Annotated in this window: 16 protein-coding genes and 2 pseudogenes; 9 read left to right on the top strand and 9 right to left on the bottom strand. The window is 71.0% G+C overall.

All coding sequences use genetic code 11. The features are described 5' to 3' along the window. From FREUN1FDRAFT_RS07515 to FREUN1FDRAFT_RS07495, 5 genes and pseudogenes are all read left to right on the top strand, one after another. Positions 1-510: pseudogene (locus tag FREUN1FDRAFT_RS07515) on the top strand (aliphatic sulfonates ABC transporter substrate-binding protein); the annotation flags it as partial. Beyond that, positions 507-1,454 (top strand): TauD/TfdA family dioxygenase, encoded by a 948-nt coding sequence (locus FREUN1FDRAFT_RS07510; RefSeq protein ID WP_006539389.1) that lies wholly within the window; start codon positions 507-509, stop codon positions 1,452-1,454. The pseudogene FREUN1FDRAFT_RS07515 and the gene FREUN1FDRAFT_RS07510, both read left to right, overlap by 4 nt. Next, positions 1,451-2,443, top strand: coding sequence for an ABC transporter permease (locus FREUN1FDRAFT_RS07505; RefSeq protein WP_006539388.1), 993 nt, complete (start codon positions 1,451-1,453; stop codon positions 2,441-2,443). The genes FREUN1FDRAFT_RS07510 and FREUN1FDRAFT_RS07505 overlap by 4 nt, the downstream gene beginning before the upstream one ends. Continuing rightward, positions 2,440-3,336: an ABC transporter ATP-binding protein gene (locus FREUN1FDRAFT_RS07500; RefSeq protein ID WP_006539387.1), complete on the top strand. Its 897-nt coding sequence runs from the start codon at positions 2,440-2,442 to the stop codon at positions 3,334-3,336. Before FREUN1FDRAFT_RS07505 ends, FREUN1FDRAFT_RS07500 begins: the two co-directional genes overlap by 4 nt. Before the next feature lie 2 nt (positions 3,337-3,338). Next, positions 3,339-4,097 carry a TetR family transcriptional regulator gene (locus FREUN1FDRAFT_RS07495; protein WP_006539386.1) on the top strand — a complete coding sequence of 253 codons (759 nt, stop codon included), beginning with the start codon at positions 3,339-3,341 and terminating at the stop codon, positions 4,095-4,097. Positions 4,098-4,205: 108 nt separating this feature from the next. Here the strand turns inward: FREUN1FDRAFT_RS07495 and FREUN1FDRAFT_RS07490 are convergent, their stop codons facing one another. From FREUN1FDRAFT_RS07490 to FREUN1FDRAFT_RS07480, 4 genes are read right to left on the bottom strand one after another with little or no spacing between them, the layout of a single operon-like run. Further along, a complete protein-coding gene (locus tag FREUN1FDRAFT_RS07490) occupies positions 4,206-5,426 on the bottom strand; it encodes a hypothetical protein (protein WP_006539384.1) in 1,221 nt (406 codons plus the stop codon). Then, positions 5,423-8,413, bottom strand: a complete 2,991-nt coding sequence (locus tag FREUN1FDRAFT_RS07485; protein WP_006539383.1) for a DEAD/DEAH box helicase — start codon at positions 8,411-8,413, stop codon at positions 5,423-5,425. Before FREUN1FDRAFT_RS07485 ends, FREUN1FDRAFT_RS07490 begins: the two co-directional genes overlap by 4 nt. Further along, positions 8,413-8,565, bottom strand: coding sequence for a hypothetical protein (locus FREUN1FDRAFT_RS45980; protein WP_232295084.1), 153 nt, complete (start codon positions 8,563-8,565; stop codon positions 8,413-8,415). The genes FREUN1FDRAFT_RS07485 and FREUN1FDRAFT_RS45980 overlap by 1 nt, the downstream gene beginning before the upstream one ends. A 50-nt stretch (positions 8,566-8,615) precedes the next feature. After that, entirely contained in the window at positions 8,616-9,902 is a 1,287-nt protein-coding gene (locus FREUN1FDRAFT_RS07480) for a hypothetical protein (protein WP_006539381.1), read from the bottom strand. Between the two features lie 313 nt (positions 9,903-10,215). Here FREUN1FDRAFT_RS07480 and FREUN1FDRAFT_RS07475 point away from each other — a divergent pair, with 313 nt between their 5' ends. Further along, positions 10,216-10,527 (top strand): antibiotic biosynthesis monooxygenase, encoded by a 312-nt coding sequence (locus FREUN1FDRAFT_RS07475; protein WP_193209843.1) that lies wholly within the window; start codon positions 10,216-10,218, stop codon positions 10,525-10,527. Between the two features lie 471 nt (positions 10,528-10,998). On the opposite strand, the gene FREUN1FDRAFT_RS43545 is transcribed toward FREUN1FDRAFT_RS07475, so the two are convergent. The 3 genes and pseudogenes from FREUN1FDRAFT_RS43545 to FREUN1FDRAFT_RS07465 form a co-directional block, all read right to left on the bottom strand. After that, the gene (locus tag FREUN1FDRAFT_RS43545) at positions 10,999-11,169 is read right to left on the bottom strand and encodes a hypothetical protein (RefSeq protein ID WP_006539379.1); all 171 of its coding nucleotides are present in this window, start codon (positions 11,167-11,169) and stop codon (positions 10,999-11,001) included. Between the two features lie 120 nt (positions 11,170-11,289). Further along, positions 11,290-11,586, bottom strand: coding sequence for a helix-turn-helix transcriptional regulator (locus FREUN1FDRAFT_RS07470; RefSeq protein ID WP_006539378.1), 297 nt, complete (start codon positions 11,584-11,586; stop codon positions 11,290-11,292). After that, positions 11,579-11,940: pseudogene (locus FREUN1FDRAFT_RS07465) on the bottom strand (type II toxin-antitoxin system RelE/ParE family toxin). The gene FREUN1FDRAFT_RS07470 and the pseudogene FREUN1FDRAFT_RS07465 overlap by 8 nt, the downstream one beginning before the upstream one ends. Positions 11,941-12,134: 194 nt before the next feature. Here FREUN1FDRAFT_RS07465 and FREUN1FDRAFT_RS07460 point away from each other — a divergent pair. Both FREUN1FDRAFT_RS07460 and FREUN1FDRAFT_RS47635 read left to right on the top strand, forming a co-directional pair. Continuing rightward, positions 12,135-13,979 carry a serine/threonine-protein kinase gene (locus FREUN1FDRAFT_RS07460; RefSeq protein ID WP_006539376.1) on the top strand — a complete coding sequence of 615 codons (1,845 nt, stop codon included), beginning with the start codon at positions 12,135-12,137 and terminating at the stop codon, positions 13,977-13,979. Positions 13,980-14,084: 105 nt separating this feature from the next. After that, on the top strand, positions 14,085-16,658 hold the full coding sequence (locus tag FREUN1FDRAFT_RS47635) for a polyprenyl synthetase family protein (protein WP_157474416.1): 2,574 nt from the start codon (positions 14,085-14,087) through the stop codon (positions 16,656-16,658). Between the two features lie 480 nt (positions 16,659-17,138). Here FREUN1FDRAFT_RS47635 and FREUN1FDRAFT_RS07450 read toward each other — a convergent pair whose 3' ends face one another. Continuing rightward, positions 17,139-17,666: an ATP-binding protein gene (locus FREUN1FDRAFT_RS07450; protein WP_006539374.1), complete on the bottom strand. Its 528-nt coding sequence runs from the start codon at positions 17,664-17,666 to the stop codon at positions 17,139-17,141. A 397-nt stretch (positions 17,667-18,063) separates the two neighbouring features. On the opposite strand from FREUN1FDRAFT_RS07450, the gene FREUN1FDRAFT_RS07445 reads away from it, so the two are divergent. Next, positions 18,064-19,377, top strand: coding sequence for a GDSL-type esterase/lipase family protein (locus FREUN1FDRAFT_RS07445; RefSeq protein WP_035950611.1), 1,314 nt, complete (start codon positions 18,064-18,066; stop codon positions 19,375-19,377). Between the two features lie 89 nt (positions 19,378-19,466). Here FREUN1FDRAFT_RS07445 and FREUN1FDRAFT_RS07440 read toward each other — a convergent pair whose 3' ends face one another. Continuing rightward, positions 19,467-20,144 carry a uracil-DNA glycosylase gene (locus tag FREUN1FDRAFT_RS07440; RefSeq protein WP_006539372.1) on the bottom strand — a complete coding sequence of 226 codons (678 nt, stop codon included), beginning with the start codon at positions 20,142-20,144 and terminating at the stop codon, positions 19,467-19,469. Positions 20,145-20,155 lie beyond the last annotated feature (11 nt).

Below are 20,155 nucleotides of genomic sequence, written 5' to 3'. Positions count from 1 at the left end.
AAGGACGTCAGCATCGTCAATCTGGCGATCACGGACATCTCGGCCGCGCTGGCCCGCGGCGACGCCGACGCCGGTGTGACGGTCGAGCCGCTCTCCACGGCCTACCTACAGGCCAACCCGACCGCGCACAAGATCGACGGCGCCGACGCCTCGCCGATGGTGCAGTACCTGATCACCACCCGCAAGGTGCTGTCCGACCCGGCGAAGCAGGCCGCGCTCGGTGATTTCCTTCAGCGCTGGGTGAAGGCCGTCGACTGGCGTGACAGCCACACCGAGGAATACATCGACAAGTACTACGTGGAGCAGCTGAAGGTGCCGGTCAGCACGGCGAAGGTGCTGGTGGGAACGGGCGTTCCCTCAACTTTCGTCCCGATCGACGCGAACAGCATCGGCGGCGCGCAGAAGCTCGCCGACCTCTTCTACAGCAGCGGCGTCCTGCCCAAGAAGGTCGACATCTCGAAGGTTTTCGACGCCCGTTACAACTCGGCGGTCAGGGAGGCCCAGAAGTGACCATCACCAGCGAGAACGAAACCGCGAACGCGAACGTGGACGCGACCCGGTCGGAGGTCGGTCTGGACGTCCGACCGATGTCCGGCTACATCGGCGCCGAGATCTTCGGAATCGACCTGACCGGGCCGATCGAGCCCGAGGTCGTCGCCGAGGTCCGGGCCGCCCTGCTGAAGTGGAAGGTGGTGTTCTTCCGCGACCAGCACATCACCCCCGCCCAGCAGATCGCCTTCGGCCGGCTCTTCGGCCAGGTCACCCCGGGGCACCCGACCCTGCCGACACTCGAAGGCCACCCGGAGGTGTTCCCGCTGGACTCCCGGGCGTACGCGGACGTCTCATCCGAATACCAGGTCCGCAGCCTGTGGCACACCGACGTGACGTTCGTGCACAACCCGCCGATGGGCTCCATCCTGCGCGGCGTGGTCATCCCACCCTACGGTGGCGACACGCAGTGGACGAACCTGGTCGTCGCCTACGAGACGCTGTCGAAGCCGATCCGGGACCTCATCGACGGTCTGCACGCGGTGCACGTCAACCAGATCATTCTGGAGCGTGGTGACGGCAGCAAACTGCAGAAAATGTTCACCAGGACGTCCTACGAGACGGTGCACCCGGTGGTGCGCGTTCATCCGGAGACCGGCGAGCGGGTCCTTTTCGTCAGCCCGAACTTCACCCAGCGGATCGTCGAGCTTTCCAACACCGAAAGCCAGCGGGTCCTCGACCTTCTGTTCAGCCACCTGGCGACACCGGCGTTCACCGTCCGGTTCCGGTGGCAGCCCGACAGCATCGCCTTCTGGGACAACCGTGCCACCGCCCACCTGGTTCCGACCGACTACGGCCACCTCGGCTTCGACCGGGTGATGCACCGGATCACGATCGCCGGCGACGTCCCGGTCGGCGTGGACGGCAGCCCGTCGGAGTCGCGTGAAGGCGGGGCTTTCGCGTGAGCACCTCGCTCGTCCTCGGTGGCCGCGGCGGCAACGCCGAGGCCGGGACCGGGACCGAGGCCGCCGGGACAGGGGCCGGCGGAGCCGCGGCCGGCGGAGCCGTGGCCGGCGGCGCCGGTGACGCTGTGGCGACGTCCAGGGTGGTCGTCGCCGCTCCGGCTCCCGGCGCGGCGGAGCCGGGCCGTGTCGCGCTCGCGCTTGCCGACCCGGACCGCGCCCGCCGCAGGCCGGTACCGAAATGGCTGCGGCGGATGCTCGGGCCGGTGCTCCTGGTCGCCTTCTGGCAGATCGGCTCGTCGACCGGGCTGATCCAGGCCGACATCCTCGCCGGGCCGTGGACCGTGCTGCACACCGGCTACGACCTGGCGGCGGACGGCACCCTGGGCGAGAACCTGGTGATCTCCCTGCGCCGTGTCGCGTTCGGGCTCGCGCTCGGGGTGGGTGTCGCCGTGGTGCTCGCCCTGGTGTCCGGGCTGTTCCAGCTCGGCGAGGACCTGGTGGACGCACCCGTGCAGATCCTGCGGGCGGTTCCCATCCTCGGCCTGGTGCCGCTGGCGATCGTCTGGTTCGGCATCGGCGAGCAGGTGAAGGTGTTCCTGGTCGCGCTCGGCACCGCGTTCCCGGTGTACATCAACACCTTCGCGGCGATCCGCGGCGTGGACAGCCGGTTCGTGGAGCTGGCTCGCACCGTCCGGCTCGGCCGCCTCGGGCTGATCCGCCGGGTGGTCCTGCCGGGCGCGCTGCCCGGGTTCCTCGTCGGCCTGCGGTTCGCGTTCACGATCTCCTGGCTCATCCTCGTGGTGAGCGAGCAGATCAACGCCTCCAGCGGGATCGGCTATCTCATGGACCAGGCCCGCACGTTCGGCCAGACCGACGTCATCGTCGTCGGTCTCGCGGTCTACGGCGTCCTCGGTCTGCTCTCCGACGCCCTTGTCCGGCTGCTCGAACGCCGCGCGCTGGCCTGGCGCCGCGGCCTGGAGGCCACATGACCACCGCAGTCGCCACCGCCACCGCCGCGACCAGCACCGTCGGCACCACCGGCACAGCTGCCGTCACGCCCAGGAGCAACGGTGCGTCCGAGCCCGCGGTCTGGGTCCGCGGGGTACGCCGCGAGTTCGCCGGCAGGCAGGTGCTGGCCGGCGTCGATCTGGACATCGCGGCGGGCGAGTTCGTCGCGCTGCTCGGCCGGTCCGGCTCGGGCAAGAGCACCTTGCTGCGTATCCTCGCCGGCCTCGACACGGACGCCACCGGGCAGGCGACCGTCCCCGAGCGGGGCGCCGTCGTCTTCCAGGACCCACGGCTGCTGCCGTGGGCCCGGGTGCTGGACAACGTGGTCCTGGGCCTGCGGGCACGTGACGCGCGCGCCCAGGCCACCGCGGCGTTGACCGAGGTCGGCCTCGGCGGCAAGGAACGGGCCTGGCCGGCGACGCTGTCCGGCGGCGAGGCCCAGCGGGCGGCGCTGGCCCGAGCCCTGGTCCGCTCCCCCGGCCTGCTGCTGCTCGACGAGCCGTTCGGCGCGCTCGACGCGCTCACCCGCATCCGGATGCACAGCCTGTTGCGCGACCTGTGCCGGCGCCACCGGCCGGCCGTGCTGCTGGTGACGCACGACGTCGACGAGGCGATCCTGCTCGCCGACCGGGTCGCCGTCCTGACCGATGGCCGGCTCTCGCTGGACGAACCGGTCCGGCTCGGGGGCGCACGCACTCGGGCCAACCCCGAGTTCGCCGCCCTGCGAGCCCGCCTGCTGGCCGAGCTCGGTGTCGCCGACGACGAGGCTGAGCAGGTCGACCCGGAGCAGCAGTTCGACGCGGAGCGGCAGGACGACGCGGAGCGGCAGGACGGCTCCGCGCAGGGCGACGTCGAGCAGGTCGAAGGCCGGTAGCCGTGCCGCCGACATCGCTCCCCCTGTCACCGACCTCGGTGGAGGCCGGGGCCCGGACGGACACCGCCGCGCCGCGGGCCCAGGACGCACGGCTGCGGCTCCTGCTCGCGGCGGAGCGGCTCTACGCGGAGCAGGGGCTGGAGGCGGTGTCGCTGCGGCACATCTGCCGGGCCGCCGGCAACGGCAACAACAACGCCGTGCAGTACCACTTCGGCGGTGAGCCGGGCCTGCTCGCCGCGATCGTCGCTTACCGGGTGCCACCGCTCGACCGGCGCCGAGCCGAGCTGCTGGCCGCGGCCCGGTCCCGCGGCCGGGCCCGGACCGCCGGGGAGCTGACCGTCCGGGAGCTTTTCGACGTCCTGATGCGCCCGCTCGCCGAGGAGGCACGCCGGCCGGACAGCTGGTATGTCGGCTTCCTCAGCCGGTTCAGCGCCCACCCGCCTCGGCTGCACCCGTGGTGGGCCGGCGGCAGGCCGGCGGGTGCGGTGGGGCATGAGGTGTCCCTGACGATTCTCGGCCTGCTGGCGAAGGTTCCCGTCTCGCTGCGGCCGCTGCGGTTGTCCCACCTCGTCCGCCTGTGCCTGACCGCCCTGGCCGAGTATGGCCAGTTTCCGGCGGAGAACCCGGAACACGCGGAGAACGCGGAAGGCCCGGAGAACCCCTACGCGGGCACCAGTGCCGACATCTCCTACGAGATCTACGTCGCCGACCTGTTCGACATGGCCTCCGCAGCGCTCACCGCACCCGCGTCCACCGTGTGACCTTCCCATCCGCCCGGCGGGCGCCACGGTCAGCGCCCGCCCACACCGTGATCATCGGCCGCACCCTGCAGGGGCGCGCCAGCGGCGTCATCCCGCCCGGCATCAGCTTCACCGCAGGGCCTCCAAGGACCGCAGCTGTGCGGTGGCGCCCGACTCCGCGGCATGTTCGAGCAGCTCGTCGAAGGTGGGAACCAGGACCTCCAGCAGGTTCGCCACGGCGGCGACCGAGTCGTCGAACTCCGTGCGGGTGATCCCGTACCGGCGGGAGATCGCCAGGGCGCGCCGGCGTACCGCGTTCGCCCGCGTCTGCTCGTCGTCGCACCACAGCTGCAGGAAACGGGTGTCCTTCACCTGGAAGGAGCCGAGCCGGTGCAGAGGCTGCAGGGGCGGCCGGCCGAACATGTGAGCTGGGAGCGTCGCCCGCCAGACGCCGTTCGGCAGTTCGGCCAGCATGCCCTGCCCCAGCCCGTGGGCCCGTAGCCATTCCACCCAGGTCTGGCGTGCGTCGACGCCACTCTCGCCCAGGAGGGTGTGCACGACCTGGGGCGTCTGACCGCACAGCTCCTCGACGAACCGGTCGCGCTCCTGGGCTGCCTGGGTGAAGGCCAGCACCGCGCCACCTTCCACGAGGACGAGGTGGGCCGGCAGCCAGGCCGCCGCGGCGCCGACCGGATGCAGGTTCCGCAACCTGCTCGGCACGTTGAACCGCTCCCGGTCCGGCCGTGATCCCAACGCCCACACCGCGTCGAACTCGAACGGGCGCACGGAGGTCAGCGGTCTGAACCAGGCACGCCGGTCTCCCGCCTTCGGTTCCGCGTCCACGACGACGCGCACCGCCGGGTCGTAGTGGACCCGCGGGAACGGGCGATGGGTGAAGGCGTCGAACATCAGCAGCTGACGGCTCTCCTTCAGGACGTAGCGCACCCCGTCCCGGACCGAAGCGCTGCCCAGCTCCGTGGGCCGCAGAACGCCCGGCTCCGGGCCGTCCGCCACGAGATGGCCGATGTGAACGAGATGTTCGACCCCTCGGGTCACGAGCGACCGGGACAGCCCGAAGAACCGGGCGAGCTCGTCCGTCGTGCGCAGCAGGCCGTCGACGATGCCTCGCAGCAGAAAGTGGTCGACGACGTCGAAGGGCTGGCTGTCCTCGAAGGTCGCCTGTGCCTCGACCTGCCACAGCGGCCAGCGCACCGAGAAGACACGCAGCGGGCGGATCTCCGGCATCGCCATGACCAGCTCGAGGGCCCGGTAGTCGGGGAACACCAGCCACTCGCCGGCTCCGCCCGCGCCGGGTGTGCGGGCCGACGCACCGGTGGACGGGCGGCTCACTGCGTGCGCCCGGCGGCGTCATGCAGCCACGTCTCGATCTCCCGGGAACCACGCAGGTCACCCACCCTCGACAGGGTGACCCGCAGCTCGCCGATGAGGGCTCGGAAGCCCTCGTCCCGAGACCTCCCGAGGGTTTCGAGATCGCCGACGAGCACGAGCTGCCTGCGAGTCCGTGTCATCGCGACGTTGAGGCGGCGTAGCTCGCTGAGGAATCCGACCTCTCCGCCTCGGTTGCTTCGCGTGAAGCCATAGATGATCAGGTCGCGTTCGTTGCCCTGGAAGGCGTCCACCGTGCCGATGTTGTCCTCGACACTCACGGGGCCACCCAGCCGCCGGACGAGCGTCTGCCGCAGTAGCTGGACCTGCTCCCGATAGGGGACGATCACCGCCCAGTCACGATGGTGGCCGCCGTAGCTGGCGAGCAGCGCCGCGATGAGATCCGCCTCCAGCCGGTTGCTGATTCCCCCGTTCGCGCCGGCACGGCTTTCGCCGCGCCGTGCCGGCGGCTGATCGGAGGTGTCGACGAACGCCAGCGGGCTGGTGAACAGCGGGTCGGGCCCGGAGCCGGGATGGATCGTGGCGAGCACCCCGCCGTAGAAGGCGTTCGAGATGAACGTCGCGACCGTTTCCGGCATTCGGCGCTGCGTCGTCAACGTCACCCCGTGTTCCGCCCCGATCCGCTCGAAGAGCCGCTCGAACTCGCTGCGCCCGACGATGTCCCGGGTCTCGGCCACCGCCGAGGCGGAGATCTCTGTTCCTGGGACGAGCTCCCGCGACCACTGGGCGACGTCGTTGTCCAGATAGGGCGGCAGCTGTTTGTGATCTCCGACGAGCACCGAGCGGCGGGCCCGGACGAGCGGCACCAGCAGGTCGGGCAGGGCGATCTGGCCCGCCTCGTCGACGATGGCGAGATCGAAGTCCAGCCCACTGAGCAGCTTCTTCGTCGAGACCCCGATACAGGTCGCGGCGATGACATCGGCGTAGCTGACCAGTTCGTGTTTGAGCTCCTCGTCCGCGCTGGGGATCCGGCCACGCCAGTCGTCCAGCAGGGACGCACGGGTGCGGGCGAGGCCGACCGCGTCGAGCAGCTTCCGCTCCCGCTGTTCCCAAACCGCGACGTCGTCGGTCTCACCGTCCGGACGGACGAGGCCGCATCCGGCCAGCTCCAGTTCGGCGTACAGCGGCTCCGCGGTCCGCGCGGTGTGGGTGAGCGCCCGTTCACGGCGTCCCCACGCGTGCTCCCGTTCCGCCAGGAGCCGCCCGCCGACGCTGTCCTGGGTCACGAGCAGTGCGACCTGTTCCAGCAGACCTCCATGCCACGCCCGAGCCGTGGCGAGTTCCCGCTCCGCGGCGTCGACCCGTTCGGCGGCAGCCCGCACCGCCCGGTCGCGCCGGTCGAGGCCGCGACGGCGGATCCCTGCCCACCACCTGGGAACGCGCCGAGCCGCTGCCTTCTCGTACCGGTCCCGGGCCCGGGCGTGACGATCCCGCTGCCGCTCCATCACCACGTTCAGCCGATCGATCTCGGCCTGGGCCTGGGCGATCTCCGGTTCGAGGGGCGCACGAAGCCGCCGGGTGATGTCGTCCAGCTCGGCGTCCCGGGCTTGGACGTCCCGATCCGCCTGCCGCGCCTCGGCGAGATGCTCACCCAGCAACCCAAGCCGGAATCCGGCGTCGTCCTGGCTGGCGCCGACGTCGGCGAACGGTGCCAGGGCCGACATGATCGGCTCGGTGTTCCGCAGGACGTCATCCTTCAGCGCCCCCACCTGGACCTCGGCGGTGAGTTCGCGCGCTGGCCCGGTCAGCGCCTCCGGGTTGCCGACGCGAACGCACCGCAGCTGGTCGGCCAGGCCCCGCAGGACGTTGTCCACGGCCCGGTTGCTCTGTGACGTGACCAGGACACGGCGTGCCCGGCCCTCGCCCGCCCGGCCGGCCGCCGCCTCGGCAATGGCCATCTCGGTGATCGTCCAGGTCTTCCCGGTTCCCGGAGGCCCCAGCACGAGCAGCAGATCGGGCTCGCCCCGCGCACGCTGGAACGCGTCAAGCTGGCTGCGCTCCAGGTCACGGCCCGGGCGCGCCGACCGGTCCGGCGGGGCGGAGCGCTGGACGCGGTGCTCGGCCAGCGTCGCCAGCAGACGGGGACTGACCGCCTCGCCGTCGCGCAGGGCGGCCACCGCCCCCAGCTGAGCCCGGTAGACGACGTCGCTCGGCAGCACCGTCAGCGCACCCTGAGCCGGGATGCGGGTGAAGTCCGGAACATCGTCGAACCGGATCGTCACGTCCAGGTTCTCGCTCCGCAGAACCACGCCACGCAGGCCTCGGTCGTCGTTGACCTGAACCAGCGTTCCCTCGGTGATCTGACATCTCTCGACAAGCCGGAACTCGTAGACCCCGCGGGCGGAGAAGCGCTGCTCCCGCGTTGCCCGGCGGGCGCGGTAGAGAATCGGCGTGACGGCGAGCCTGTCCCGTTCCAGATCCCTGGTCCGCAGGATGATGCGTTCGACCGTGTCGAGGTACTCCTGGTGCCGCTCGGGTATTCGACCGGCCGGCGATCCGGACGTCCGAAGCGCCGTCCAGGCATCGGTGAGGACATCGATATGGCTGCTGCTGCCCGCCGGGATGTTCCTGACCTGTGAATGAACGGTCCACCGCGGGCAGCGGACACTCAGGAAACCCTGGGCGAGGCTTCGGTGATCCTGGAAGGACCACCGGCCGACATGATTCAGAAAATACCCGTCACCGCGGTTCGTGGGGCGCAGCAAAGCGATATGGGTATCGGTGTACAGCCGCAGCGTGGCTGCGGCCTGCCCGGTTTTCGCCTCCACCCGGGCAGGGACGCCGGAGGACATTCTTCGGAGCTGGTCGACGAAACCTTCGGGATCGAGGTCGTCATCGCCCCGGACACGGGCGCTCGCCATCTTCTCGACCATTCGCGCGCTCGGCACGATGGCTATCCCACCGGGCAGGGTGACCGCACTGGTCGCCATCAGCGCCCGACCCGACCGAGGTGGTCGGAACCGGCCCGCAACGCCGTGACGAACGGGCCAGCCACGGCGGGCCGCCGGCCCGGATCCGGATCCAGCGCCGCGCTCAGTAGCTCCTCCAGGTCGTCCGGCAGGTCGAGACCGAAGGCGCGCAACGGCAGCGGGCTCCCGAGAGCCGGAGGTCGTCCGGTCAGGCAGTGGTACGTCATGGCGGCGAGGCGATAGGCGTCGGTACGGAAACCGACCTCGGCTCCGTGGAACCCGAGACGCTCCTGCTCTGGCGCACGGTACTCGGCAGGGCCCTCACCCGGCCGGCGCGCGACGGCGGCCAGTCCGAGGTCACGCAGCGCGGCGCCGCCCCGGGGCCGGGGAGCACCACCGCGTCCGAGGTGAGCGCGCGATGGCTGTGCCCCTCGTCGTGCAGCCTGGTCAGGACGTCCGCCGCCACCGCGGCGACAGCGAGAAGCGCGGCAGCGGTCACCCGGTCCAGCGGCCGCGCTCGGGCCGGAGCCACCGGGCCGAACACGTCCCGCCAGGTCCGGCCAGCCGGCCGAGCCGAGATGACCGCGGCCTCGCCTGGACCCACCCGGCCCGCGGCCTTCCGTGGCAGGCCGTTACGGCCGCCGATCCGGTCGAGGATGCGCAGCTGGGTCGCGATCGCCGCGGCCTGCTCATCCGCCTGCGGATCGTGCCGGCGGATCAGCACCTGACGAAACCAGACCGGGCCGGGCCGTGAGGACATCACCATCGCCGCGCCCGTTCGCAGCACCCAGCCGTCGCCCCGCGACTCCTGTGGGTCGCCCTGGAGAAGACAGTCGCATCCGGCGATCCGAGCTGTCTCGCCGGCGCGTGGACGCCGGTCGGCCGAGAAGGGGTCCGTCGCGAGCGGGGCTTCCGGCGCGTCGGAAGCCCCGCGACCGGAAGCCCCGTAGCCGGAAGGCGGGATGCCTTCTCCTGCCGCCGTGTCCGGAGGCGATGTGCGTGACCTGGTGTGCGCCGGGTAGTACGCCGCGAGCACCGCTCCCGCCGCGGGCTGGGAGAGCCTGCTCCGCAGACCGGTCTCGTCCCAGATATCGATCCTGGTCGACGTCTCGGCCTCCTGCGCGCGGCGCCATCCATCCCACCACAGCGTAGTCGGATGATCCATGGAGCTGGGGACGCACAGTATCCACTCGTCGATCACATAGCCGTGCGCGCGAGCATTTTTCTGCGCGGAAGCAAATGATTCCCTGATCTGGTCGCGATGCGACCGCACCACCTGCGGCATGAAGTATTTGGACTGCCAGACGATGATCCGGTCGTCGAGCCGACCGTGGAAGACATCGATGCCTCCGTCCCCGGGGTTGGCACTCACCTGCCGGGCACCGGGGTAAAAGACGTCCACCAGCTGGGCGACCATCTGCTCGAAGTCAGCTCGGGCGCCCGCCGCGCTGCCGGTGTTCAGCTCATGCGCACGAAAGTTGACCACAGGGTTCTCACGCGGTCCCGACACGCCGGTCGCTCCTCCTCGGGCCAGGGAGCAGGATGCCGCGATAAATCGTACACATCATCCCCCTGGCGGGAATCAACCACGCGCCGGAGCACCGTTCGGGCCGCCCAGACCGGCGGCGCCCGCGTTCCCCTTTGCAACCAGGCGCGACGAAAGAGATGCCGGTGGCTCAGCCTGACGCGCGCCACCGGCCACAAAGGTACGCGCGGCGCGGAAACCGCCGCCCGCCCTGCTCTGACCACACGCGGCCCTCGTCACCCGCCCGGATGGCTGCTGTCCTTCCGCCCGGCCTGCGGTTGGTCATACGCTGAACGGCGTGAGCGTCGTGAAGATCAATGCCATCGAGGTTCCCGAGGGCGCCGGCCCCGAGCTGGAGAAGCGGTTCGCCAACCGGCTGCACGCCGTGGACGGCCAGCCCGGCTTCGAGTCGTTCGAGCTGCTGCGGCCGGTGGCCGGCGACAACCGGTACTTCGTCGTGACGCACTGGGACAGTGAGGAGTCCTTCCAGGCGTGGCTCAAGGGCCCGGCCATGGAGGCACACGCCGGGGAGCGTGCCCGTCCCGTGGCCTCCGGTGCGTCTCTGCTGGAGTTCGAGGTCGTCCACCGTTCGGTCGCGGGCGGCTCCTGACCGACCTGACCGCCGCCCTCAACCTGGCCAACTCGCTCGGCGCGATCGGCGGCGCGGTAGCCCTCGACGCCGGCTGGGGAACGCTCTCCACGGTCTGGGCCGGTTTCGTGCTCACCACGGCCGGGCTGTTCCTGTACGCCGCGACCGTCGCCGGGGCGAAGCCGGTACCGGTCCCCCGTTCCGCCTGAGCCTGCTCCGCCTCCACTCGTCCTGCGCACCCTGCGCCCCGGCTGTCGGCAGCCGGGGCGCTTCCGCGTGCTCCCGCCACGGCGCGTAGACAACCGACTGAGTCAACTATATTGTTCCGTCCGACGGTGGCCGGCATCACGCCGCCGGGATTCTTCGACCCCACCGGCCCACCGGGCCGATCGGTCTGACGGACAAGGAGCGGAGAATGGTTGACGACTTAGCCCGCGACGGCGGGGCCGTCGAAGGCAGCTCCACCGAGGGCGGCGCGGCCTCGGGTGGCGCCTACCGCGGCGGCGTCGTCGAACTGATGACCATCGACGTCGCGAGGGATCCGAAACCGACGTACCAGGCTCTGCGAGCCACCAGATCATCCGGCCGCAGGACAAGCTCGAGCAGTTCCGCCTTCGCGCCCGCGCCGCCGTCGCCGGAGCCACCACCGGCCGGTAGGCCCACCTGGCCCCCGCCAACGCGGGTGCGCTCAGGCTCACCGCCATCACCTGAGCGCACCCGACGGCTGGCCTACCGATCTCGCGCCCGCTGCCCAGGCGGACGAGGTCGGTACCCGCCCGTCTCCTATGCCGCGGGACGCGGGATGACCCGCATGTCAAGGTCGGCGTCAAGAGCCTCGGCAAGCCGTTCCAGCACCGGCAGCGTCGGTACGGTGCCTCCGGCCTCGAAGCGCGCCACCGCCGACTGTGTCATGCCCGCCGCGCGAGCCAGCTCCTCCTGGCTCCAGCCGCGCCGCTGGCGTAGCTCCCGCACCGACCGACCCAGCTCGAACGCCAACCTGGCCGCCTGATATGTCTCGCGCGCACCCGGCTCGCCCATCCGCCGTGCCCGCAGCTCCGCCCAGCCCCCCCGCTCATCCATCGCCGCCCCCTTCCTCTTCTGCCACCGTGCGCGACTCGGCCAGGCAACGCGCCAAGGCACGCCGCGCCCGAGACACCTCGGCGACCTCCCTCATCCACGTCTTGGCGAACACCGTCAACAGCACCACCCGCCGCCCCGGTGCGATCCAGCAGGTCACCCGGACCGCCTGGCCGTCCAGGTGAAAGCGCAGCTCCCGCAGCTTGCCATCGAGCTGCCGCGTGTAGGGCTCACCCAGCAACGGACCCTGCTCCGCGAGCAGATCGACGTAGAAGGCGACCGTCGCGAACTGCTCGGTCGGTAGCTGTCCCAGCCATCCCGGACTTCCGGTTCCAGCTCGACGGTACCCCACGTCATAGCGTTGACGCTATATTCGGTGGGGCACGGTCAGGCGTCCCACGCGACGTGGCCACCGGTCAGACCACTACATGTCGGGAGCATCCAGAACGACTCGGCCACACCGCGAACCCCGCCTACCCGCGGAGGGTCCATCGCGAATCGGGCGGTTAGGCTGCGGAACGCCCTGATTGCCCGTCGTGTGAGGAGCCCGGATGCTGGCGGCGCTCGTCGCTTCCGACCCAGCCGTCGTCGGGCGGTACCGGCTCGAGGCACGGCTCGGCTCCGGCGGCATGGGGACCGTCTACCTGGGGCGCGACGCGGGCGGTCGGCCGGCGGCGGTCAAGGTGATCCGGCCCGACCTGGTCAGCGACGCCGAGCTCCGCGAGCGGTTCCGGCGCGAGGTCACCGCCGTCCGCCGGCTGCGCGGCCCGTTCGTCGCCGAGTTCCTGGATGCCGACGTCGATGCCGCGTCCCCGTGGCTGGCGATGGAGTACGTCCCGGGGGTGAGCCTCGCGACCGAGATCGGCGCCCATGGCAGCCTGGCGGAGGCCCGGCTCGTCGCCATCGGCAGCGGCCTGGCGGCCGCCCTGCTCTCGGCCCATTCCGCCGGCCTGGTACACCGTGACCTCAAGCCGTCGAACATCCTGCTCGGCCCGATCGGGCCCAAGATCATCGACTTCGGCATCGCGCGGGCGCTCGACGGCACCGCCCACACCGGCACCGGCGCGGTTCTCGGCACCGTCGCCTGGATGGCTCCCGAGCAGCTGCTGGGCGAGCGGGCCGGGCCCGCGGCGGACATCTTCGCCTGGGCCATGTGCCTGGTTTACGCGGCACGCGGCCGGCACCCGTTCCCCGCCGAGGCGCCCGCCGCGACGGCCGTCAGGATGCTGCGGGACTCCCCCGACCTGACGGGGGTGCCGACTCATCTCCTCGGGCTGCTCACCCGCGCGCTCGACAAGGATCCGGCGCGCCGGCCCAGCGCGGACGAGGCACTCACCGCGATCCTCGGCGCCGAGATCACCAGCCTCGCGGCCGCCGAGGATCTCACCCAGCACACCGTGGACCGGCTCTGGTCGCCAGCCACATCCGCGCTGCTCCGCACATCGCCGCTGCCCGGCCCACCCTCGCCGCCGCCCGCACCCTCGCCGCCGCCTTCACCTCCGCAGTCGCCCTCACCGCCGCAGTCGCCCTCACCGCCGCAGCTGCCCGCGCCCGCACCCGTGCGGACGTCCTCGCCCATGCCGCCGCGCTGGTCCGCCGACGGCGTCGCGGCGATGGTGCGCACCAGTGCGGAGACCGCCGACCCGGACGCTGGACCGCTGGACCAGACCCGGATCGATCCAGGCCACCCAGCCGGCCGGCGCCGAGCCCGCCGATCCGCCATCACGGCCGGGGCCGCCCTTACCGCGGTACTCGTCGCCGGCACGATCGCCGCCGTCGCGGTCGCCGCGAACCGCGACGGCGCGCACCAGCGGGCGGAGGGCGCCGCCCTCGGCTCACAACCGTCCGGGACGGCCACCCCGCCGACAGTGACGACGTCCGACGCGGCCGCGTCGGCGGCAGGCACCGAGACCGCGGTCACTCCGGCGGCGTCCCCCGGATCGGCCACCGCGACGGACCAGGCCGGCGCGGCACCGGCTGCCACCACGGCGCCGTCGCCCGACCCCACTCCCACCGCGGCTCCCGCCCCCGCGACGGTCGCCCTCGTCCGCTACTACAACGGCGCGGATCACACCGTTCTGACCGGGCCCGCGCCAGCCGGCTACTGGGCTGAGAGCACCCTCGGAGCCATCTACCAGTCCGGTGACGTGCCTGGCACCTCCCCGCTGTACGCCTGCCTGATCGGCAGTGACTCGTTCACCTCGGGCAGCGCGAACTGCGAGGGGCAGCAGGTCGTAGGCGTCCTCGGCTGGGTTCTCGGTTCCCAGCCGTCGGCACCGGCCACGAGGGCGATCATCCGCTGCCGGACGTCCACCGGCGAGCACTTCGTCTCCCCGGACGCCGCCTGCGAAGGCCAGACCGTCGAGGGCGCGCAGGGCTACGTCCTCACCGGCTGACCCGGCCCGGCACGAACCCGGACTTCGCGACGGTCCGCTGCGGTGACGGCCGCCAGGTTCGGTAAACCGGGGACCGGAGGCGGCGACGTCCCCAGCATGGGCTGTGTGGACAAACAGGCGGAACCGGAACCGGAACCGCGACCGAAGCCGGAACCGGCGGCGGCCCGGTCGGGCGGGGCGTCGCCGGGGATCGTCGCGCCATACCTGTTCGGCCCGGACGACCTGGCGGCGCCGCGGCTGGACGCCGGGGTCCACCGGACGCTGGACGACTACTACCGCTGGCGTGACCGCAACCCGGACCGGGTCGCCGAACATGTGAACGCCTGCACCCGTGAGCTGGAACGCGTCGCCGACCGCCACCGCCACCGCCACCACCGCCACCTCGTCCGCGCACCGCAGGCCCTGGCGCCGGAACGGTGGTCGACACGGCTGTCCGCGCGCCGGCGCGCCGACGAACGGGAGCGGCTGACCCACGAGGTGAACTACTTCGCCGTCTACAACCTCGGCGAGGTGCCCTCCCCCGAGGTCATGGCACGCATCGTCGACGGGACGCACGTCCGCCTGCCCAGCGCGCGCCGCATCGTCGCGGACATCGACGAGCGACATGGCGTTCACGGCGTGGCCCGGTCACTCGTGCGCCACCTGCCCGAGCTCGACCGGGTCCCGGAGGTCGACCGGCTCACCGAACGGCTGAACCGGCTGCACCACGCGCTGCCCGAGGACGTCGTCGCGGCCGGGGCGATGGGCAAGGTGGTGCGAACGCTCGCCGGGGTGCTGGCCATCGGCGCCTACGACACCCTGGACGCGGACCAGCCCGTCCGCGTCGCCCACCTGACCCGGCTGCTGACCGCCGGCTACGCCTACGGTGCGGCGTACGCGATCGTCGACGACTCGTTCCACGACGTGCCGCACGACCGGCTCCCGCCACCCGACCGCGAGCGCTACCACCGGCTGCTGACCCACGCCCTGGCCACCGGGGAGGACGTCGACACGGCGGCCCTGCCCGACCATCCGCTCGCTGAGGAACTGTGCGGCCTCTACGACCTGATGCGTACGCACTATCCCTTCGACCGACACCGGAATCTCTACCGCGCCGCCCAGGCCATGTATCTGGCCCAGGACCGCGACGCCGCCCGAACGGCCGATGACGTCCGCGCCCAGGGGATACGCGTCCTGTATCCGGATATCTTCATCAAGGCTGGCATGAGTCGGATCGTGGCGAACATTCTGGGCCGCCGCGAGCTTCCGGACGGTTTCTACACGCGGGCCCTGCTCCTGAAGTTCCTCAGCCAGTTCAGCGACGACCTGCGGGACGTAGAACAGGACACGGCGGCCGGCCGGCTGACCCCGTTCACCGCACCACCTGAGGTGACCGACAGCGATCCGTTGTACGACCTGTTCGCCTACCGGGCCTATGTCGCCGCCGAGGTGTTCCAGGCCGATCCGGGGGTTTGCGACGCGCTCGAGCATTTCGGCGCCGGCAAGTTCGCCGAGCATTTCGCCGCCGATCCGGCTCGTGCCGCCCGGCTCCTGCGCCGCTACGACGTCACCACCGAGATCGCCCGGTTCCTGCGCACCGCCACCGGCCTGCGGGCGTCCGCCGTGCGTGCGCTGGAGACCACCGACACCCGGCTACGCCTGCGCAGCGAGCAGATCCTGAGCCGGCGCGATCCCGCCGCTGTCGACGTCCGCACCTTCACCGCCGACCGGCTCGGCCACATCAACCACATCGTGCACAGTGCCAACCAGCCCGGCGGCACCGGCCAACCCGCGGGCACCGGCCAACCGACCGGCACCGGCCAACCCGCCGGCACGCGCGAGCCCATCGACACCAGCCAACCCGCCGGAACCAGTCAGCCCGCCGAGACATCACCCCACGACCTGGACGCCATCCGGGCCTACGCGCTCGGCGGGCACGCCAAGCGGCTGCGCCCCGTGCTCACCCTCATGCTGGCCGAAGGGCTGCGGGTGCCGACCCGCGCCATCGAGCCTCTCCTGGCCGCATCGGAGCTGTTCCACACCGCCAGCCTCCTGCTCGACGACCTGCCCGCTCAGGACAACGCGACGACCCGGCGCGGACGTCCCACCGCGCACCGGGTCTTCGACGAGGGCAGCGTGCAGCTCGCCGCCGTATCGATGATCTCCTCGGGGTTCGGTCAGCTCGCCCGCCTCCACGAGCACTTCCCGCCGGTGCGGGTCGTCGAGGTCGTCGCCTACGCCGGCTCCACGCTCGGCCCCGAGCGCCTGTGCCGCGGCCAGAACCTGGACCTGCATCTCGCCCGTCGGGCCGACGACCGCCCGGTCACCGGCACGGACATCCTCGAGATGTACCGGCTCAAGAGCTCGACGTCGATCGAGGCGGCGCTGGTCCCCCTGATGATGCTCCTGGGCCGGCCGGATCGGGAGATCAGCCTGGTCGAGCGGTACGCCCGCCACGCCGGCATCGTCTTCCAGATCCGCGACGACGTGCTCGACCTCACCGCCGCCGACGACCTGCTCGGCAAGGACACCGGCCACGACACGGGCAAGGTCAACGCGGTGCGCGCCTACGGCCGGGCGGAGGCGGAACGGCTCATGCACCACCACCTCACCGAGGCCGTCGGGGCCTGCGCCGACCTGCGGTTCGACACCCGCCTGCTCGAGGCCATGGCCCACCACTTCGCCACCCGCCGACGCTGAGAAGTTGCGGAACCGGCCGCCGATATCGACCTGGCGGTCCGCACTCACCGCCGCACGGCGACCCACCGAGGATTCCGCACCGCCACACAGCACCAGCGATTGACGCCAATAGCGACAGACGGGGCAGAGAATCCTTCGACAATCCGCAAAAAATGCGGATTTTGGCTGCTGCAGCAGCCAAAATCCTCACTTCTTGCTCGCAAGCAGTCGCGGCACGCAAGCAGTCGCGGCACGCAAGCAGTCGCGGCAGCGGAAGCTCGAAGCCAGGGATGCCGCGACGGGCTCCCGGCACGCCGAAATCCTCAACTCTTCGAGAGGTGGCCGTGGTCGCGGCGGCCGCCACCACGTGAGCCGATCAGAACACGAACGTACCGTAACCCGCCACCGCATCCCGCCGGACAACTCAGAATGCCGGCGACGGCTTCCTTCTCGTCGTCGTGGATTTCGAAGACCGTCATCAGTTTGGTGATGTACAGCAGATCATTTGATCTTCGGGGACAGGTTGACCGGTAGGTGTTTCACCAGGACCACGTCGCATCGCGGTGGATCGGTGCGGCGGACGACCTCCATGGCGTCGACGCCGCGGGCGATGAGAACCAGCCCCCGGCCCGACGGCGTGAGGTTCACCTCCCGATCACTCGCCACGCGAGGGGTGAATCCCCGACCCTGATCGCTGACAGTCACGGTGATCTGGTATGCGGCGCGGTCGAGGAGCAGTCGAACCGGCAGGGCCGGATCAAGACGGTTCCCATGGATCATCGCGTTGGCCACGGCTTCGCGCACCGCCAGCGCCAGCGCCAGCCACTCGCAGTCGTCGGCAGCCAGGCGGGACTCCGCCGCCAACCGGCACGCCCACCGCTCGGCGACGGCAACGCTGGCCAGGAGGGAGGGCAGCCGCAACGCTTCACGCTCCACACCCAGCACCGCCCCCGCCGCAGGCCATCCCACCGCCGCGACACTAGTAACCGATGTGCCACCGCGCATGACGACCAGCGTCAACGTGATCACCCGAAATCCGGGCCCGCTCTGCCCTGTGTCCTTCCGCACCGACCACGGTCGAAATCGGGACGATCGAGGCTCGATTTAATTGTGAGACTTTCGGGATGCCCACGTCCCACTTTTCTTCCCGATGAGATCGCCCACCACCGGTTTGCACCGAAGTAGACATGCGGCAAACTCCGCCATGCACGCAAGAATTCAGGCACCAACGGGTAGTAGGCATTGACGAGAAAATTCCGGCGGTAATAGCTTCCATGCCGGACGCGGGGTGACGAGACGGGGCATCCCCGGCCGTTGGCATGGCTGTTCGGCCCACTCGCCATTGCGCTCCGGACGCGACTTCGGCCATCAAACAGCCTTCGGCCATCAGACGGCAGGCGCGAGAAGGAGACAAGTGAGCATGCGCATGAGGTCACGAAAGGCCGCCATCGTCGTGGCGGCCCTCGGATTAGCCGTGACGGGTACCGGGCTGGCGGCCCCCGGTGCCGGCGCCACGTCGGTCTCCGCTGCCGCCACCGGCACCTGCGGGGCCGAGCAGTGGGTGGCCAGCTGGGCCGCCAGCCCCACCGACGCCTCGTCGTTCGTCGACCCGTCCCTCGGGCTCATTCCCGAGCGGCTGACCAGGCAGACGCTGCGGACGGTGATCACACCGCACCTGAGCGGGTCATCGGCCCGGATCCACCTGAGCAACCGGTTCGGCACCAGCCCGTTGGCCTTCGCCCACGTGACGGCCGCGCCGCAGCGCAGCGGCGCCGCGATCGGGACTCCGGTGGAGGTCACGTTCGGTGGCTCGGCCTCCGTGACCGTGCCCGCCGGCCAGGAGATCGTCAGTGACCCGGTCGCGTTGGCGGTCGAGACGTTCACGCCGCTGACGATCAGCATGTACCTGCCGGCCACCACCAGCCCGCCGACCCGGCACTGGAACGCGAACGCGACCTCCTACTACACGAGGGCCGGCGTCGGTGACCTCACGACGCAGACCAGCGACTCGCGTTTCACCGAGAAGACGCTCAGCTGGTTCTACGTCAGTGGGCTCGACGTGCAGGCCAGCGCCCGGTCGGTGGTGGCGTTCGGTGACTCCATCACGGACGGCTTCGTCGGCGGAAGCCCGGTGAGCATTCCGGCGGACAAGAGCGTGGCCGACAAGAACGGCCGTTACCCCGACCATCTGCAGCGGCGGGTGAACGCAGCCGGCCTGGCCGTCTCGGTCGTCAACGCCGGAATCGGCTCCAACCAGCTCCTCGGCACCCTGATCTCCTTCGCCGGGCCCAGCGGCCTGTCACGTTTCCAGGCCGACGCGCTGGACATTCCCGGTGTCGCCGGAGTCCTGGTCCTGGAAGGCATCAACGACCTCGGGCTCGGCAACGGCGTCACCCCGCAGCAGATCACGGACGCCTACACCGAGCTGATCACAAAGGCGCACGCCGCCGGCCTCAAGATCTGGCTTGGCACGATCACGCCCGCGGCCAACGCGATCGTCGACGGCACATTCCTCGCGCCGAACAGCGAGAACTACCGGCAACAGATCAACACCTGGGTCCGGACCCAGACCCTGGCGGACGGTGTGGTCGACTTCGACACCGCCGTGCGCGACCCGGCGAAGCCGTCCCAGCTGCTGCCCGCCTACGCCTCGCCGGACAACCTGCACCCCAGCCTGGCCGGCTACCAGAAGATGGCGGAAGCCGTGTCGCTCGACCTGCTCGCCACGACCAGCTGCTGACCAGGCACGTGACCTGACCCGGTAGCTGACCTGACGCCCTGGCCTGCCTCGGATCCAAAGAGACAGGCCAGGGCTGAGGCAGGCCAGGGTTACGGCAGACGCCAGTCGACGGGCTGCGCGCCCTGCCGGAGCAGCAGGTCGTTGGCCCGGCTGAACGGCCGGGACCCGAAGAAGCCACGGTCCGCAGAGCGGGGCGACGGGTGCGTGGACTCGATCACCGCCGCACCGTCCAGGAACGGCCGCAGGCTACGCGCGTCCTGACCCCACAGGATCGCGACCAGCGGCTTGCCCCGCCCGGCGAGCGCCCGGATCGCCTGCTCGGTGACCTGCTCCCAGCCCTTGCCCCGGTGCGAGCCGGGCTGGCGCGGCGCGGTCGTCAACGCCCTGTTCAGCAGCAGGACGCCCTGACTCGTCCAGGGTGTCAGGTCGCCGTTGGCGGGCCTGGGCAGATCGAGATCCGCGCTCAGCTCCTGGAAGATGTTCTGCAGGCTGCCGGGAAGCCTGCGCACCTCGGGAGCCACCGCGAAGCTGTAGCCGATGGCCATCCCCGGCGTCGGGTAGGGATCCTGCCCGACGATCAGCACCCGCACCTCGTCGAACGGCTGCTGGAAGGCCCGCAGCACATGCGGGCCGGCCGGAAGGTAGGTGCGGCCCGCGGCGATCTCCGCCCGAAGGAAGTCGCCCATGGCCGCGATCCGGTCGGCCACCGGTTCGAGGGCCTGGGCCCAGCCTGGCTCGACAAGTTCCTGCAGTGGTTGCGCCGACATGGCTGATCAGC

This window comes from Parafrankia sp. EUN1f (genome assembly GCF_000177675.1).
Classification (GTDB): domain Bacteria; phylum Actinomycetota; class Actinomycetes; order Frankiales; family Frankiaceae; genus Parafrankia.
The sequence above is the reverse complement of the archived record's forward strand: the minus strand, read 5'-3'. Positions and strand labels throughout refer to the sequence as shown.

What these genes read in the sequence shown, in the direction of transcription:
- FREUN1FDRAFT_RS07500 (WP_006539387.1), top strand. Translation starts at nt 2,440, where the DNA reads ATGACCACCGCAGTCGCCACCGCCACCGCCGCGACCAGCACCGTCGGC.
- FREUN1FDRAFT_RS07485 (WP_006539383.1), bottom strand. Translation starts at nt 8,413, where the DNA reads ATGGCGACCAGTGCGGTCACCCTGCCCGGTGGGATAGCCATCGTGCCG.
- FREUN1FDRAFT_RS07470 (WP_006539378.1), bottom strand. Translation starts at nt 11,586, where the DNA reads ATGGATGAGCGGGGGGGCTGGGCGGAGCTGCGGGCACGGCGGATGGGC.
- FREUN1FDRAFT_RS07460 (WP_006539376.1), top strand. Translation starts at nt 12,135, where the DNA reads ATGCTGGCGGCGCTCGTCGCTTCCGACCCAGCCGTCGTCGGGCGGTAC.
- FREUN1FDRAFT_RS07445 (WP_035950611.1), top strand. Translation starts at nt 18,064, where the DNA reads ATGAGGTCACGAAAGGCCGCCATCGTCGTGGCGGCCCTCGGATTAGCC.
- FREUN1FDRAFT_RS07440 (WP_006539372.1), bottom strand. Translation starts at nt 20,144, where the DNA reads ATGTCGGCGCAACCACTGCAGGAACTTGTCGAGCCAGGCTGGGCCCAG.